1 protein-coding gene (running past one end of the window) is annotated in these 20,045 nt (G+C 52.6%); it reads left to right on the forward strand.

Annotated elements, in window-relative coordinates:
* Positions 1–20,045, forward strand: partial view of a tandem-95 repeat protein gene (locus tag ACO0LM_RS27290; protein WP_423041876.1) — the 5' portion only. Its footprint extends 19,009 nt past the window's final position; 20,045 of the gene's 39,054 nt are visible here — the first part of the coding sequence; it begins with the start codon at positions 1–3; its stop codon lies off the right edge, out of view.

The raw sequence follows: 20,045 nt of genomic DNA on the forward strand, positions 1-20,045 counted from the left end.
ATGGTCGGAATAGTAAATGGTCAAGGTTTGGGCGCGAATTTGAATGCATTGAATTTGCTGGGACAAAAGAATCAGTTGAGTCAGTCCCAGATTGGACGAAATGGGCAACGTGTTTATGTCAATGGTAAAAGTGGCAATCTGGTTGTTCAGAATCAAGACCTGCAATTATTCGACCATGGCCTCGATTTGGGTGTTTTACGCACCTACAATAGCAATGGCCAATTTACTGACGACAATGGCGATAACTGGCTGACAGGGTTTTATGCAAAACACCTGGATGTCATCGGCGAAATTGGTGCGACAGGCAGCAGCATAGTCAAGACCGATGCCGATGGCTCGCAAGTCACCTTTCATTGGGACGATGTTCAGCAAAAATACACCGGACAAAAAGAAGGTGAAGTTAAAAGCACTCTGACCATCGATGGTGCTCAACTGGTCTGGAGCCAGGGTGATGGTGGTTTATCCGAATCCTACGATAGCGTTAGTGGACACCTGTTGGCCACCATAGACCAGCTCGGCAATCGCGTCAGCTATGAATACAATGCCAACGGCTTACTCTCCAGGGCAAGCGCAGACAATGGCGTAGCAAGCAGCTATCAATATGACGGCAATAACCTCAGTGCAGTGGTCACCCATTATCAGGATCAGGCCGGCCTATGGCACGACCAAAGCACCGTCCACTACGTCTACGATACGCAGAACCGCTTATCCGCGGTTACGTTGACGATAGCAGCAGGTGAGCAGGGCGGTACTGACAGTGTGTACAGCACCCGCTATACCTATGATGGCGACAGCAAACGCCTTGCCAGCATTACGCAAGACGATGGGTCGCAACTGAGTTTCACCTATGAACAAATCGCAGGTGATTATCGCGTCACGCAAATTGAAGATGCACAGCACGGCATTACCCGTTTTGCCTATGACTTTGGAAACGGCATAACGACCATTGACGACCCTTTGCATCACAGTACTGTATTGACTTACGGGCCAGATGGCAAATTGACTGCCATTGATCAGCCACTGTCTGATCTGTCCGTGTCCCATACCGACCTGCACTATGACGCTAACGGCAATCTGCTTAGTGTTGCCGGTGAAAACGGTCATGTAAATGAAATGACCTATGACGAGCAAGGCAATCAAACGTCTACCCGTGATGCCAATGGCAATACCGTCACCCGCGCCTATGACAGCTTGGGACAACTGCGCAGCGAAACAATCTACCTGACCACCGATACCGATGGATCAGGTCCGGCATTGCCTGCTGATGGCAGCACTACACGTTACTACTACGCACCTGCTCCGTCTGGCCGTGGCGAACTGCTCCGGTTAATAGTCAGCGCCGAAGGCCGTATCACCGAATACCGTTACAACGCCCAGGGCCAGCGCATTACCGCATTGGCGTATACCGGCCAATCGCTGGATGCCGTCAACCTCAACGGCAATGAAACTGCAGATGCCATCAACACGATGGTGCAAAACCTGGTCCATAGCAAAGATGGACAAGCGCAGTCCCGGACCGACATTGTGCGCACAGACATGCGTTACGACGCCCACGGTCAATTAAGCAGCGTCATTCGTTTTGCCAAAGTTCTGGTCAATCCCGCTTTTGATGGTGTGGCAGATGGCCAGGCAGAAACACGCTACGTCTATGACCAGGCGGGTCATCTTCTTTCCAAACTGGATGTAGAGACGGCACTACAAACCACTTATACCTATGATGGTTTGGGCCGTATCCTTAGCGTCACAGAAGGCAACCAGGCCACGGCGGTCAATCAATACGATGATCTGGCAAAACGCGTCACGTTGACGGATGCAGCAGGCGTAAAAACAGTTAATATTTATGACAACCTCGGACACCTCGTCACGTCGGCAACTGACGGTGCAACTGCCGTTGCCAGCTATAACTATGATGCAGCAGGACAGGTCACGTCCTACCAGGACCAAAGCGGCATAAAAGTCTGGAAATTCTATGATGATGCCGGGCATAACATTGCCACCATCGACAGCGCTGGCAAGCTGACTGAATTCAGCTATAACAAAGCGGGTGACCTGACCAGGACCCACCTGTACGCCACTGCATTGGATGTGACTACTCTGACAGGGCCAAATGGCGAGCCTAAGAACCTCAAACTTGCAGACCTGCGACCAGCGTCGACAGCAACTGACACATCAACATGGCAAGTGTTTGATGGTGCCAGCCGCCTGGTCTATCAAATTGCCAGCAATGGTGCAGTAACAGAAAACCGTTATGACGGTACTTCCCAACTGACAGAAGTCATTTCTTACTTCACGCACATCAATACCAGCAATTTGGGTGGCAGCCCAGTTGCAGCAGATATTGGCCTGGTGGCAGATGCGGCCAAAGACAGTCGTACACGTCATTTCTATGACCGCGATGGTCTGCTGCTGGCGACACTCGATGCCAGTGGTGTACTGACACAATCGCTGTATGACGGTGCCAAACAAATGACTGAAAAGCGTGTTTACGCCCAAAAAGTCAGTGTTGAACTGCGGGCAGAAGGCACGCTTTCACAAGTGATAGATGGTCTTAAAAATGCAGGAGATGTCCGCACCCTGTATACCTATGACGGCAAGGGCGAGCTGGTTTCCCAGCAGCCAGTGACGGGCTATGCAGATGTCATCTTGCCTGGCGTGCACGATATAGAAGGCAGCATCGTCCAGCCTGGCGAACAGGATACTTATCAGTTTGTAGTCAAGGAGCGGTCACGCTTTTTCTTTGACGGCGTGCAGGGTGATCAAATCCAGTGGCAACTCGATGATGGCGTCAGAAGCTTGTTTCCAAGCAAAGGTCTTGAAGAACGCAATGATAGCTTCCTTGATCTGAATGCAGGCACCTATCACCTGACAGTCAATGCGAAGGATGGCAAGACTGGAAATTACCATTTCCGTTTGCTGGGCGAAGAGGCTGCCATTCCAGTACAGGCCAATACCGCAGTCAGCGGCGAAATAAACCCATCAAGCCAGGCAGCGCTGTATGCCATTGATGTGCAGGCAGGGGACAGGCTGTATTTCGCGCATAACGGCGGATCTGATTGGAACTGGCGCGTCTTTGGTGCCGATGCCAGTGTAGTGAGAAATGGTGGGTATTGGGGCGATAGCGACACCATCGTTGTCAGCCAGACAGGTAAGTATTGGGTCAGCATCGAAGCGACGTCGCAAAGTGGCACAATACCGTTTTCATTCCTGCTGTATAAGCAAACACCGCCTGTTATCGCAGGGGTATTAGGACAAACTTATCATGTGGATTTGCCGACACCTGGTGCCGCTGCCAATGTTGATTTTGATGTGACACAAAGCGGCTGGCTCAAATGGGATCAATTGTCCAACGTGAGTGACGCAAGCTGGCGTTTGCTGGATGCCAAAGGGCAGGCTGTCTCAGGCTGGTCAGCGGGCCGTGATGAAATCGATTTACCACCCACAGCAGTATTACCGGGGCGTTATCGCATCGAATTTTCCAACTCAGGGCGTTCGACCGCTTCCCTTGATTTTAAACTTTTATCCATCGCAGAATCAACACCTCAGAATGTGACTAGCGGACAGCTTATTGCGGTAGGCTCTTCGTCCGGACATGCTGACAATGTCTACAAACTGCATGCCGATGCGAATTCGAATCTGGGTTTCCACGCCCAGTTCGACCAGTCAAACGCCGTTGCCCATTACCAGGTAACCGACCGCGCAGGTCATATCGTAAAAACAGGCGAATTAGGCAATGGTGACTATGCCACCATTGCCTTGCCTCAGGCCGGTGATTATTACCTGTGGCTAGGCGGTGCATTAAGAAACAATGCAGGCTTCTCTGGAAATCTGGCTGTGCAAACATGGAGCAATGTTGCGCACGACAATGGAACGCTCAGCAACACAGCAACAACCGCTTTGAGCGGGACTGTTATTGCCCCCGGCCAGATCGTAAAAAATAGCTTCCACCTGGCACAATCCGGTACCTGGTTGTTCCAGACAATTGCTGGTTTGAACAATGGACAATGGCAATTAAGCGGGCCAAATGGAGCCGTCATTGACTGGCATTCCCTGAATGCAGCCCAAAGCGCGGATGCGGTTCCTGCCTACCTGGTCGCAGGCGACTATGAACTCGTCGTGCAAGCGGGTAATGCAATCGGTGATTATGTGGTCAATGCCAGTTCGGTACAGACGGCACAGGACCTGGCCAACCAGGTCGCTACTGACTTGCCGACATTGGCTGTGGGGGAATCTGCGCTGTATCGCCTTGCATCCACACCAACGGACCATTTTAGTTACACGCTCAACGCCCAAAATGGCGAGTTCAGCGTCCAGGCTTTTGATCGCTATGGCCGTATTGCGTCCAGCGGTAACACCACAGCAACCGGCGAATTCAATCAGACCCAGGCACAAGGTGATGTGTTTGTGCGTGTTACACGATTGATGGCTGGTAACGATAATTTAACTTTGACTGTGATCCGTACACCTGCGCAACAAGTGACAACCGTACCAGGTGACCCAATTGTATTTGGCACATCAACACAATTTACTGAAAACACGACACTGCCGACGTATTCGCTCGATCTTGTGCAAGCAGGCCTATTATTGATTGAATCTCCATCATCACAGACTCAATTAATACAATTAACAGGCATGGGAGTGAGTGTCAATACATCCTTGCCGCGATTAAGTGCTGATGGACAAATTCAAGCTCCTGCAGCGCTCACCTTTGCGCCAGCAGGGCAATACAATCTTGGTTTCTCTTCAAACCGATCTGATTTTTCGTTTACTGTTCACTCCACATCCGATGCAACTACCATTACCGCAGATCAGAGTGTTGATAGCAGCTTCGCTAGCGGACAGACGGTGGCTATGTTCAAGCTCGACGCGAGCGCAGGAAAAAATTATCAATTTAAAGGATTGAGTGGTACAGGAACCTGCCAGTATTACGAGGTATACGACGCAAAAGGAAATTTAATACAAACAGGAGACCCGGCATCCGCAAGTGCCAATAGCTGGTCGGAAGTCAATGATGAAGCGGTATATGTAATCGTCTATCGTGGCGCTAATACGACCACTGCTCCGCTGCAGTTCAAAATTGAGTCAGTAGATCACGCCTCTTATAAGAGTTCATTCAATGCAGCCAATGATTTTTCTTCTTCGGAAAATCCAAATTCTGCGTGGACTTATGGTTACTCGCAGGCGGTTGGCCAGAGTTTTCAGGCGTTTTCGACAAACAGTCAAAATAATGGAATTGATCAATGGGGCCCTGGTGCACCAGGGATATCTCATAACTCTACTGCCAATCAAATAGAGTTATTTGGCACAGTCAGAGTTACACCTGGTACTTTATACGCTCACCCGGGTCCTTCAGGCGAGGCGGCAATGTTGAGATGGACGGCCCCGGTTTCTGGTGTTTACGATATCAAAGGGCTATTTTCTGGCATTTCATTTGCTGGTTCCCCGACGACAACCGATGTGCATGTGTTCGAAAATGGAACCTCTTTGTACGCGGCGCAAATAAATGAATACTTTGGCGCAGGTGACGACAAGAGCATTACTGCGCGACGGACACTTAGAGCTGGAGATACAATCGATTTTGTAGTTGGCTATGGCGCAAATGGCAACTACTCCTTTGATTCAACCACCATAGATGCTTCCGTTTCCCTCATTTCGACTGCAACGGAGGTGACGACGGTACCTGATCCAGTAGTTACTCCTGTAGTGGAAAACGCGATTGCAATCGCCATAGATCAAACTGTAGCGTATCAGGCACCACCTGGCCCACGCTATGACTTCGATGTCGCCACCGATGGCTGGGTTGCACTTGAATGGCAAGAAGGGAATTATCAGGATTGGACACTGACAGGGCCGCGTGGGGTTGAAGCCAATGGTCATATCGGTGAGCAGTTTTGGGGTAACCTGAATGTTTATGGTTCACGCGAAGGTAATTGGAAAACACCGGTAAAATGGCTACCGGCCGGCCATTACCAGATTAGCTTAAGCAATGGCAGTGGCGTTGCGCGATTCAAGTTGGTCAATGCTGGTCAGTCGCAGCAAATTCAGTCTGGCGACAAGATCAGTGTAGATATGGCGGCAGATCAAAATTATGCCTTGTTTGGTATAGACCTTGCCGCCACTGGGGATACCTTCCTGACTGGGTTGGCTGATGCATCACTAGGCAATTACTTCCGTTTATATGATGCTGCCGGAGTAAAAGTTTGGGAAGGTGATCCTTCCAAAAACCAGGATCTGCAATTCACGCCTGCGCATAGCGGCCATTATACGTTGCTGGTGGCGCGCAATGCGTTTGGTATGATAGGTGGTACAGCACTTCGATTTACCGTTAACCAGCAATCGAACGTTGCTGCGCCGTTGCCACTTGGGCAGGCTGTCCATAATCAGTTCCTGCACAGTTACCAAGCTTATAGCTATTCTTTCAAAGCAGATACGGCATCTGAATTCACTTTGTCTGACCTGACCAATGCAGCTCAATATAGTCTGGTCGATGCATTTGGTAACAGCATATCCAGTCTGAATTCAGGGGCGGGAAATGACGGACAATATGCGTTTAGTATTCCTGCAGGCACATATACATTGCGCGTATCGAATTATTGGGGGAATAGCTGGCCTGTTGCTTTTTCGTTTAGCAATACACTGCTGCAAAATAAAGATGCAATCAAGACTGGTGATGTCACGACCGTCAACTGGACGAATGGTGCTCCGGATAAAGTGATCAATATTGCTGGCGAAGCTGGCAAGACCTATTGGTTGGATACGATTACTCCATTCCAATACAATTCAGAAATTTTCTACAAGGTCGTTGATGCGAACGGATTGCCCGTTTCCAGTGGTTCGATCAGGCATTACACGCGCAATTACAATGATGCCCCAGATACCGGCATTGCCTTTACCGCGCCCGCAAACGGTACTTATACCGTACAGATGTACGCGCACGGGGGGCAAATTGGCTTGAATGGCAGTGTAGATTTTGCTCTCACCGAAGGAAAAATTGAACAAGAAAACTATGTACTCGGTAGCGCCGTCAGCGGCTCTCTCAACGTTCCTGCTGATAAGAAAAATTATCTCTTTACTCTGACTGAACCGACTACCGTCTGGTTTGATATCAGCGGTGGTGCTTACACAGTCGTTCTGCAGAGAACCGATATTGCATCAGATATTTTTGGTGCAAGAAATAACAATGTATTTGTGCAAAGAGCCGCGTATCGCTTAGATGCTGGGCAATACAAGCTACAGTTTGTACCTAGCCAGGATGCACCTGGCGCTTTCCGTTTCTCAACGACACCAGTCGGCGACTTACCCGCACTTACGCTTGATACAGTTACCCCTATTACGGTTGAACACAGCAACCAGGCGACAGCGTGGCAAGTGCATGGTAATGCCGGTCAGAAAATCATTATCGATACCCGTTTAATGAGCGGTGTTTCCAATAGTCAGCGCTGGGATTTGATTGGTCCTGATGGTAAATCTGTTATTTCTGGCACAGAATATTCAAATTATGATGGATCAAAACAAGTCACTCTGCCAACGGATGGCGACTATATATTTGTGTTGACAGGTAACAATGAAAGTGATGCCGCTGCCCGCACCAGTACCGTATATATCGGTAATATCGCCGAACCAGTCGCCGACATCCAGGTAGGCGACCAGATCAATGCGGCCATCACCAAGCCCGGCAACGTCAATCATTACCACTTTACGCTGGATCACGACACCACCGTTGTAATGGATGCGATGGGTGGTGCAGCTTATCTTTCCGTGACTGGTCCGCAAGGTAATCTGTTGAGTCTGCCGCTGTCGGATAAGTCAGGCTATGCACTAAAAACACTCAGTGCTGGCAGTTACAGCATCGACGTGGGTGCTGCGGGAGCAAATACGGGCGATTTCGGCTTTAAACTGTTGTCGTTGACCGATGCCGCCATCACCCAGACCACACCGGGCAACTTGAGTGCCGACATGGGGGCAGGGCGCAGCCTGGGATTATTCAAGCTCGATACCCAGTCTGGTCGCGTATACAATCTGGATTTTACCAGCCCGGTTAGCAATCAGGATGCGCTTGAATATGTCATCATTGACCAGTTTGGCCGCACCATTAACCGTGGCAGTAGCAATGGCAGTTCCATCAGCTTTACCACACCAGAAACAGGTAGCGTCTACCTCCTCGCCAAACAGTCTGCTGATAGCGATGTTCCATTGCACATAGAGCTGAACCTCAGGCAACCCGCAGCAGCGACCGCTGAACTGGTCTGGAACCAGCCAACATCCGTCGCCATGGCAACCCGCCAGGACCAGTACAACTATCACTTCCGCATGGATGCAGCAGGCTGGGTACAGTTGCGCGATATCAGCCTCAACTCCCAGTTCACGGATTTGCAAATTGTGACGCCCAATGGCAACATCGTCGCCGACCGTAGTAGCAAGACAGATGCTTTCCTGGATGCAGGTGACTATTTTGTACGTGTCAGAAATAATGTAGACACAGCAGAGGGCACGACCCGGTTCACCCTGGCCTCGATACCAGCAACACAAAACCTGGAAAGACAAGGTGGTGTTGCCCAGACATTAAGCATGCCTAGCGGTGACGACACCCAGTCTGTCTGGTCAATCAAAGCGCGTAATGGGGACCACATCCATCTGTCTGCCCAGCAATGGGCTGGCAGTGGCATTGTTGAAATACGCACCACTACAGGCGATGTATTGGCAACCTGGAATCCTGCCAGTGGCGATGCTGATATAACAGCAGGCGATGGCGGCGTGTTCTTGCTAAAGGTCCAGCGTGACAGCTTGTCGGATGTGCCGTCCAACGCCTATTCCCTGACAGCCACCATCGGTGAAGCCGATGTGCCAGACACCATGACATCTGTCTTCAGCGCATCAGGCACGATCAATGCCAACGAAACACAAAGCTTCCCATTTGAAATCAGCGAATCTGGTCTGTGGTACCTGGATCGAAATGTCAAGCCTGATAACAATGGTTATAATCAAAGCGCCCAGATTACCGACGCCAATGGCGTGAGTTTTAAAACCAATAGCTATGGTGAAGCGCAATTCCTCAAAGCAGGGCGTTACACACTAAATATCACACAAAGGAATTACCCAAGTACTTACGATTTCACGCTGCGTAATTTGAATGACAGCCAGGTTTCAAACTTGCAACTTGAACAGTCGGTAAGTGCCGCGCTGGGTAGTTTTGCAACGCTCGCCTACAAAATAGATGCGGTAGCAGGTAACAAACTGAGCCTTAATGTACTCGGCGGAACAGGTAATTACACCAGCAGAAGCTGGCGCCTGCTCAATCAGTTTGGTCAGTTGCTGCAACATGGCAATGCCAATGAAGATGTCCCTGCCTATGAAGTCACAGAGACTGCGCCAGTCTATTTGTTGCTTGATAATCCAGGTGATGTCAGCAACAGTGCGAATAGCAGTATTTCCTTGCAGCTGACCCAGGTTTCCAACAGCGCTGTCCGCAACATCAGCCTGGGGCAAACCGTCACCGGTACCCTGCCTGCGGGGCAGCATAGTCGCACATTCTCGTTCACCCTGGATCAGGCAAAGCTGGTCCAGTTTGACCGTTTGAACATGGTCACCAGCAGTTCAGTCGCCTGGCGTCTGGATGGTCCCTATAGCGACGGCAATCTGGCGAACCAAGGCTTGCCAGATACCGATGGCTATGACACCGGTGCACGCGAATTCAATTTGAAGCCAGGAAGCTACACCCTCACGGTGTATGGATATGGTAGCGCAACGACCGATTTTGGTTTCCGTCTGCTCGATACCGCTGCAGCAATACCCCTGGTGAATGCACAAATTGTGGAAGGGCGCTTATTGCCATCAGGCGAGACCACCAGCTATAGCATTAACGCCCAGGCGGGTGACAGCATTTATCTTGATTTCCGTGACCTGGCACAACACAGCTATGTCTACGAACCAGAAAAAGGCGGCTGGCATTTCAACTACACAGCCAATGTCCGCGTGGTCGATCCCTATGGCCGCCAGGTTGCTTATGGTGACCTGGGTGACATGGCACTGGTTGCCACCGTGGCAGGTAAATACACCATCGATGTAGAAGACCGCGCACGCACTGATGCACCGGTCCCTTACACTCTGGCCGTGTTCGTTAACCCAAAAACCAATCCACGCATCATTGATCTGGACAATACCGCCACCACCGGCATTGACCTGGCGGTCCAGAATGTCAATGTTGTTCCTGTTGCGACAGACACAGCCCTGCAATCAGGCGCTGAAATCCGCATTAACTGGCAGACAGTCAACAAAGGAAACAAACCGACCATCGGTGACTTTAACGAACGCGTTGTGGTACGCAATAAACGTACTGGCGATATTGTCCTGCAAGCTAATCTGCCTTATCTTGAATCGCAAAACAATGGCCCTATAGCAGCAGGTGCCTCTGTCAGCAGGACAGTGACGCTGCGTCTGCCGGTGGGCCCTATTGGTGCTGGTGATCTTGAAGTCACCATCGAGACCAATTCCGACAATGTGCAGGAAGAAACCGGTAATGCCGCGCAAAACAACCTGGCAACTACCAGCTTTAGCAGCAGCCTGGCACCGTACCCGAATTTACAGGTCAGCGATATCAACATGTCGCCTGCATCGAATTGGCAGGCAGGAGACCAGGTCAATATCCGGTGGACCACCGCCAACACCGGCAATGCCGCCGCCGCTGGTGCCTGGACTGAACGCGTTGAACTGGTCAACCTGACCACCGGTGTTACCGTCGCCAACCTGACCCAAAGCTTTGCCGGTCAAAATCTGGCGAGTGGCACGAATGTCTCGCGCAACGCCCATATTGTGTGGCCAAGCGGCATCAGTGCCATTGGCAGTTTCCGTTTGCGCGTCATCGTCGATGCCAATTCACAAGTGCCAGAGTACGATGCATCTGGTGCACTGGAAAGCGATAATGTCGGTGAACAGACCTTTGCTGTTGGCCCGGATTTACAGGTGCGCAATGTCGGTGTCCTGGAAACCGGCATCAAAGACGGTGATTTGGTCACCGTCGTATGGGAAGACGTCAATCATGGCGCAGTGGCCGCACCGGCAGGTTATCAGGACCGGGTAGTCGTGCGCCAGCGCAATCTGGATGGTTCCCTTGGCAGTGTCATTTTCGATACCGCGATCGGCTTCCCCGAAGATGCAGGCCAAACCCTTGCTGCTGGTGCTTCCCGCGTACGTTCCATCAAACTGGCTTTACCAAAAGGCTTGACCGGCAGTGGTCAATTTGATGTCAGCATTGTTGCCGACAGCAATACCTCAGGTGCTGGCAGCATCTTTGAAACAAATTTACTTGGCAATGCCGAAACCAACAACACCGCCAGCGGTCAGTTCGCCTCATCCACCCATAATTATGCCAACTTAAACGTCAGCAGCCTGACGATACCGGCCAATATCAGTTCTGGTGATGATGTTGTTATTTCCTGGGTAGTCAGCAATTCCGGTTCTGCCCCCGCTTCCGGCACATGGACCGACCGCTTGATACTCACCAGTGATGGTATCGCTGGCAATAGTGACGATATTGTTCTCGCGAACGTCAAATATACGGCGTCGCTGGATGTCAATCACAGCTACACCCAGTCGGCCACCGTCCACATACCAGCACGCCTGACCGGTAACTACCGGTTTGCCGTCATCACGGATGTCAATCGTGCTGTAGTAGAACCCGATACACGCGCAGACAACCTGCGCCTGTCCGCACCAGTGGCGATTGCTTCCACCTATACCGACCTGGTGCCAGTCGTCACGACGGCACCGGTCGCAGCGTATGCCGGTCGCCCAAGCAGAATTGAATGGAGCGTCCAGAACAAAGGCAACCTGGCAACCGACGTGACCCGCTGGGTGGATCAGGTCTATCTGTCCACCACACCGACACTCAATAGCGATGCTGTGCTGCTGGGTTCCCTGACCCATGTGGGTGCCGTCAGTGTGGGCGGTAGTTATACTGGCGCACTGGATGTTACCCTGCCTGAAACCCTAACAGGACAATATTATTTCGTCGTCAAAACCGATGCCTTCGCGAACGCCTATGAACCCGGCAATACCGATAATAATATTGCTGCCGCGCTGACAGCTACCACCATTTCACCACAACCAAAACCGAACCTGACAGTCACTACGGTCAGTGGTGATCAGGTCTGGAAAGTAGGTGATACCGTACAAGTCAACTACACCATTAAAAACAGTGGCAATGAAACCGCAGATAGCTGGACGCAAGAACAACTGCGCTTGGTCAATATCGCTGATACGACCCAGGTTATCACCATAGCCAATTCACCAGGCACCGTCAGAAAACTCCTCCCTGGCGAATCCTTCACCAGTCAGTTGAGTTTTAATCTCACCAATGTGCCAGTCGGTCAATGGCGCCTGGACATCATTGCCGATGCACCTAACTACATTTCAGAACTCAATGAAGCAGACAATGTCGGTAGCACACAGATCACCGTCGTCAGCCCTGATCTGGCAGTCGACACACTCAGTGCCAGTGGCCTGCTAAAAGGCGGCGAAAGTATTTCCTTGAACTGGACCACCCGCAACAACGGTACAGCCAGTGCAAGCAATGTCCGTGACGTGATTTACCTGTCACGCGACGGTAATCTGAGTGCCGATGACATTAAACTTGGTGAACTGAATCATGGCCTCATTGCGTCCGGTGCCAGCGCGACTGGCAGCCTGGATGTCAAGCTGCCTGTCGACAGCCAGGGACAATACCGCCTGATCATTGTCACCAATCCTGACAATGCCATCAACGAAGACGGTGCCCGTGACAATAACCAGACCGACATCAGCATCAATGTTGCACAAGACAGCTATGCGGATCTGGCCGTTCAATCGGTGACCAATCCAAGTCTGGTGATTGGTGAATTGGGAAGTGTTACCGTCAACTACAGCGTCATCAACCAGGGTACAGGCGTGGGCCGAACCGCATCCTGGACCGACGTCGTGATCTATTCCAGTGACGACATCGTTGGCAACAGCGACGACATCATCCTCGGCACAGTCGAACACACTGGTGGCCTGCAAGTCGGTGACACCTATACCGGAACCGTAACCTACCTGAGCCAGGATGGCCTCAGCCGCCATGGCCATGTCTTCGTCAAGGTCGACAAAGACGGCAAGGTTTGGGAAAACGACGCCGAAAGCAATAACACCCTCGAATCTGCCACTACGCTCGATGTCATGCCCAAACCCTATGCCGACCTGCGCGTAGAGTCCGTCACCACCTCGTCACCAGCAAACAGCGGCCAAGCCCTGCAAGTCACCTGGTCGGTTGCCAATCGCGGTATCGGCATTACCGACACCGGCAACTGGTCAGATAGCATCTGGTTAAGCAGCAACCCGGATGGCAGTGGCACCCGGTATGACCTGGCAAGTTCCAGCCATTTGGGGCAACTGGCGGTTGACGGCAGCTACACCCGCAGTTTAATGGTCAACATTCCAGATGGGATTGAAGGTAACTACTACATCAACGTCAAAACCGGTGGCCCGTTCGAGTTTACCCATACCGACAACAACACCACCGTGGTTGCCGTGCCCGTGCAATTGTCCAGCTCCCCTGATCTGGCGGTCACCTCAATTGAAGTGCCACCAAATGCACAAGAAGGTGCATTGGTGAATCTGTCGTGGACAGTGAAAAATCAAGGCACTGTACCTGCCGGCGGTAAATGGACAGATACGGTAGAACTGGTACCCATCACCGGTGACGGTGCCGCAATCCGTCTGGGCAGTTACACCTATACCCAGGGTCTGGACGCAGGCATCAGCTACACCAGAAAAGAAGAAATCCGCCTGCCACTGCGTACCGAAGGTGCCTATCGCATCCGCGTCACCACCAACAGCCTGTTGGGTAACAACGATGCAGACGCGCAGATTTACGAATATGGCACCGCAAGAACCAACAACGTGACCTTGTCCGGCAGCCAGATTCAAATTGATCTGACACCACGCCCGGATTTGCATGCAGGCCAGATCACCGTGGTCGGTGACATCAAAGCGGGCAACAACGCCGGTGTCAGTTTTACCATCACCAATACCGGCTCCGTGCCGACCTCTGGCAAATGGGTAGATGCCGTTTACCTGTCACTCAGTGGCAAGCTGGATGGCAACTCGCTTCTGCTGGGCCGAATCGACAATGCACTGGCACTGGTGCCAGGTGACAGCTATAGTAGTCAACTGGCCAGCTTCACCATACCGCTGCGTTATCGTGGTGACGCCTACATCCTGGTGGCTGCCGATGTGGATAATCGTATAGAAGAATTCCCTAACGAAACCAATAACATCGCCGTCAAAAAAATCAATATCGAGCCAGTCCCGTTTGCGGACCTGGTGGCAAGCAATGTCGTCGCCCCGGATCAAGCCTCATTTGGTGCTGCTATTGATATCAGCTATAAAGTCACCAACAAGGGCGAAGCCGCAACCCGTGGTGACAGCAGCGGTGTCAATGGCTGGACCGACACCGTCTGGCTGACCAGGAGCAAAGGCAAGCCATCACCCAGCAAAGGCGACATCTTGCTGGGCCAGGTCAGCCATACCGGCTTATTGGGCGTGGGTGAAGATTATCTTGGCAACCTGTCCGTGCGCTTGCCTGACAATATCAGCTCTGGTCAATACAATATCACCGTGTGGACCGATACCTACAACGTCATCCCGCAAGACACATTGGCTTCCAACGTCAATCCAGATGATCCGACCGCAGTGCAAAGTGACAACTTCAAGGCCAGGGTCATTAACGTCCTGGGCGTCACCAAACCTGATCTGACGGTTGCCTCGGTCAACTTCGACCACAATATCGTCGCAGGCACAGATTTCAGCTTCAACTACTCCGTCAAGAGCGTTTCCGCTTCCGTCAGTGGCAAATGGACCGATCGTGTCTGGCTGGCAGACAACGCCGATTTATCCAAAGCCAAAGTCAAATGGCTGTTGGGCAGTTACAGACAAGACCGCAGTCTTGGCAATGGTGAACAATACACCGTCAGTGACACCGTAAAACTGGGCCCTTCCGTATCTGGCAGCTTTGTTGTGGTTCAGACAGACACCAATGGCTACGAAGGCATTGATGAATTTGATGAAACCAATAATGCATTGGCAATTGCTGCCAACATCAGCAACGCGCCTGCTGACTTGCAAGTGACTGCCGTCATCACCCAGCCTGACAATGATTCTGGCGAACTCACGCCTGTTACCTGGACCGTCACCAACAAAGGTGCCGCAGTCTGGAGTGGCACCAAAGGCTGGGTAGACAACATCTATGTTGGCACCAGCCCGCAGTTCGATCCCAAACACCTGACACAAATCGGTTCCGTCGTCCATAAAAACGATGGCGGTCTGGCAGCAGGGGCAAGCTATACCACCACAGGCAATTTTGCTTTACCTGCCGGTATCAACGGGCAATACTATGTGTACGTCGTCACCGATGCCACTTACTATGTCGGCGACGGACTGGGTCCGCAAAGTTCTAATGGCGCTACCTATGAAGACCTGACCGGTGATCCGACCACCAATGCGAGTGCGCGCGATCTCTTGTATGGCGTCAGCGTATTTGAAGGCGTCAACAACAAAAACAATATTGGCCAAAGCAGCTTCAACGTGACTTTCAAAGAGGCTGACCTGCAAGTCAGCTCCTTTACCCTGTCTGACCCTAACCCCAAAGCCGGTCAGACCGTTACAGCAAGCTGGACCGTGGTGAATGCTGGCCAGCGTGCGACCAGGGTATCGTCCTGGTACGACGGCCTGTTCCTGTCGCGCGATGACTCCATCGACGACACCGATTACCCTGTCGTCGACAACGGCAGCGATATCGAAAAATTCTTCCGTATGCGCGCCACCGCCCTGGTGGATGCATTTGGTAATCCACGCTATCTGCAACCGGGCGAGTCCTATGTCAATACCGTGTCATTTACTTTGCCAACTTCCATCAGTGGTGATTTCCATCTGATCCTCAAGGCCGACACGGATATCTCACGCGACAGCAGTTCAACGCCGGCGCCTAGCTCCATTCGTGATGGTTTGCTAGTGGTCGATATGAGCGGGGCAGGGGGCGGCTCAGTTGCCGAATTCAATAAAGAAGGCAATAACATTGCCAGCATGGCCCTGCCAATTACGGCGGTAGCACCACCTGACCTGGTCATCACCAAAATAGACATTCCACAATCCGTCGTGGCCGGCCAGGACTTTACCGTCAAATACCATGTCGTCAACCAGGGTAGTGATACCCCAGCCGATCAACATGGCTGGAACGATCTGATCTACCTGTCCAAAGACCGCAATCTTGACATCAAGAACGACAAATACTTAGGCTATGTCAGCCACAATGGTGGTCTGACAGCCTCTTCGTCTTACGATGCCAGCATCAGCTTCAAAGCACCAGGCACACTCGAAGGTAGCTACTACGTGTTTGTCGTGACCGACCCTGATACCGGCATGGGTGCAGGCAGGGCTACCGTGTATGAAGTCAATAAAGACAACAACATCGCCGCCGCTGATCAGCCTTTGCTGATCGTAACACCACCACCGGCAGACCTGGTCGTGGCTTCAGTCACCTTGCCGACGACTGCCCAAGTGGGCCAAAGTGTAGAAATCAACTACACCGTCAACAACGTATCCGACAATCCGGCCTATGGCAGCTGGACCGATTCCATCTACCTGTCATCCGACAATCAATGGAACCTGGGCGATATCTTGCTGGGCAAAGTCGCCCACGACGGTGATCTGGGTGCACAACAGTCTTACACTGGCAAACTGATCGCCAGTCTGCCGCCTTTGAAAGAAGGTGCATGGCGCGTGATTGTACGTCCAGATATCTACAACCAGGTGTATGAAGGCCAGATCAGCTATGACGCCAATGGCGTACATCTGCCGCCTGGCAAAGCCAATAACCTGCTGGCATCTGGCAACACCTTGAACGTCACCGTACCAGTTTTGCCTTTGGCAACGCCGGTCAACACCACCCTGTCCAGCGGGCAAAACCTGGTCTACAAAGTACAAGTGGCCGCAGGGGAAACCTTAAGGGTATTGCTGGATTCAGCCAGTGCCAACGGGGCCAACGAAGTGTATATCCGCTATGGCGACATCCCTAGCGGCTACAACTACGATGCCGCCTACGGTGTCGCCGTCTCGCCAGACCAGCAAGCCATCATACCAAGCACCAAGGCAGGGGATTATTACGTCCTGATCCGCAGTCGCGAATCAGCCGCAGGCACGCCTGTCACAGTACGTGCTGATCTGGTACCCCTGTCCATCACCGGCATCACCCCGGATGCTGGTGGTACCGGTGATGATGGCCATCGCTGGGTCAGCATGGATATCCAGGGTGCACAATTCAAGGCCGGTGCACTGGTCAAACTGTCACGCCCCGGCGTGTTTGAAATCCAGCCAGATCGCTGGCAAGTGATTGATGCCACCCATATCCGTGCGATATTCAACCTGCAAAACGTGCCGCATGGTTTGTACGATGTTCAGGTCATCAACCCTGACGGCCAAACCGTCACAGAAAGCTTCCGCTACCTGGTAGACCGCATGATAGAACCCGATGTCACCATCGGTATCGGCGGTTCACAAAACATCAACCCGGGTGACAGTGCCACCTACAGCGTCGCATTGCAAAGCCTGACCAACGTTGATACACCGTATGTCCGCTTTGATATTGGTGCCACCAATATGGGCAATAGCGACAACATCATCGATGGTCTTAAATTACCGTATGTCACCCTCGCATCGAACGTGGGTGGCCAGCCGACGGGGCAGATTTCTCCTGACATTGCCAATAACCAAAGCTACGGCACCACACCAACCGACGGCACCACCCGCAAAGACATCCCATGGGCGTCGCTGGATGGCCAGGTCAATACCAATGGCTTCAACCTGACCCCGGGTTACGCCTTTGACGTGGCAGCCAATGGCATGGCCAGTGCCACGTTCAACGTCCAGACCTATCCCGGCCTGGCCGAATGGATAGCGCGTGACTTTACCGGCCTGCGCAACAAGTTGTACCAAATCCGCCCAGACTGGAAAGCCGCTGGCTTGCTCGATGGTGGCGTCAATGACCTCGACAAGATATCCGCAGGCCTGGCCGCCAAGTTCAAGGGGATAGACAGCATCCACTTAAATGAAAATGAAATTACCGCACTGCCTTTCCGCTTCAACATATTTGGCGTGGCGACACCGATTACCCGCGATGAATTCATTGCCGAGCAAAGTAACTTTGCCCAACAACTGCGTAGCGCCATCCTGGCTGACAAGACCGCACCGCTGAACCTGCAAATTCTGGCTGCTGATGCCTCGCAATGGACGCAAGGCTGGCTGGCCGCACTGGAAGCAGGGGGCATGTTGCGCCCGGTTGACCAGGCACCACCCATCCGTCTCAATCCACAAGTGGTCAGCCTCAACACCACCCTGGCCACCGGCATCTTGCTGGGCAAGGGCGGTGACAGCTACGTCACGCAAGCCAGCGTGGTTGAATTCTTCAGCAAAGTGCAGCAATGGTATGGCGATACCGCCCACAGTGCCGGTGACCCCAATGCCGCCAAGGCAACAGTGGCCTACAATGAAGTGCGCGAGACGCCACACCGTGACATCGTCGAAGTACCCGTACCGGTTGCACCGGATGCGGCAGACTACAATGCCAATGCGGCCCAGTCCACCCACTTCATCAACTTCAACGTCTTTGCCGGCTCACAGTCAGAGCTGGAATATCTGCGCCATATCGGCTTGCTGGATCAGAACTTCAAGCCAGTCGGCCCACAAGCACTGAACCTGGCCCAATACCTGAGCCAGGCTGCAACGCAAGCCACTGCCGACCAGACCAGCATAGGCATACGCGGGCCACAAGTCTTGCCGAATACCCAGGGCATCTCTTATGTACCGGCGAATGTTGATCTGCCGTACACCTTCAGCTTCCAGAATCCGACTGACCATGCACTGGGCCAGGTACGCCTGGTCACCCAGCTCGACAGCAATCTCGATGCCCGCACCCTGCGTTTAAGCGACATCAAGATCGGTGACCTCAACGTCCATGTACCGGCTGACCGTGCCACCTTCCAGGGTGACTTTGACTTTACCGCCAACAAAGGCTTCATCCTGCGCGTTAGCGGCGGAGTAGATGCAGCAACCCATACCGCCACCTGGTTATTGCAGGCCATCGACCCGACCACCGGCGAAGTACTCAACGACGCCAGCCGTGGCCTGTTGTTGCCACAACAAAACGACGGCGGCAAGAGCATCAGCGGCTTTGTCGGCTACACCGTACAAGCCAGCCCCAATGCGGCCAGCGCTGCTAACGTTGATATTAAAGTCGATGCCAGCACCACAATTTGGTTTGACGGCATGCCGCCACTCGAAAGCGCCCACGTCAGCTACCTGCTGGACGCCAAAGCCCCACAAACCAGCGTCACCGTGTCCACCCTGGCGGCAGACGCGACCGGCGCACCCAACTACAGCGTCATCTGGAAATCTGCTGATGACGCCAGTGGCGTCAAAGCCGTCACCATCTATGTATCTGAAGACGGTGGTGACTTCCATATCTGGAAAAAACAAGTCGCCTCCGCCGAAGGCCAGGCCGTCTTCACCGGTAAAGCAGGGCACCAGTATGAATTTCTGGCAGCCGCGACCGACAATGCCGGCAACCGCGAAGCCGCCAGCGTCAGCAATGCCGTCTTGCCAGACGACGGTGGCAGTGCCACCCTGGGCAACAACCAAAGCGTACAAAGCACGCCAGAATTGCCTGCCGCCAGCAATGACCGCACCTATGTCAGCAACGACCTCTTCCAGTCCGCCACGCAAGCCTTGCCAGGCTTGGTAGCACCCGCACAAAAGGGCGACCTGCAAAGCGTCATCGCCCCCATGACACTGCGCAGCTTTGCTGATGGTTATGACGCCAGCCAGGGCGATATCGGTGCCATGGCCATGGTACAACTGCCAGACGGCAGCATCCTGGCCAGCGCCGGCAGCCAGCGCAATCAAGTCTTCGCTTACGGCAAAGACGGCGGTCACAATGTCACCCCATTGTTCACACTCGACACACCGGTATTAGACATGGCTGTCGA

Source organism: Undibacterium sp. Di26W, assembly GCF_049340265.1.
Classification (GTDB): Bacteria; Pseudomonadota; Gammaproteobacteria; order Burkholderiales; family Burkholderiaceae_D; genus Undibacterium.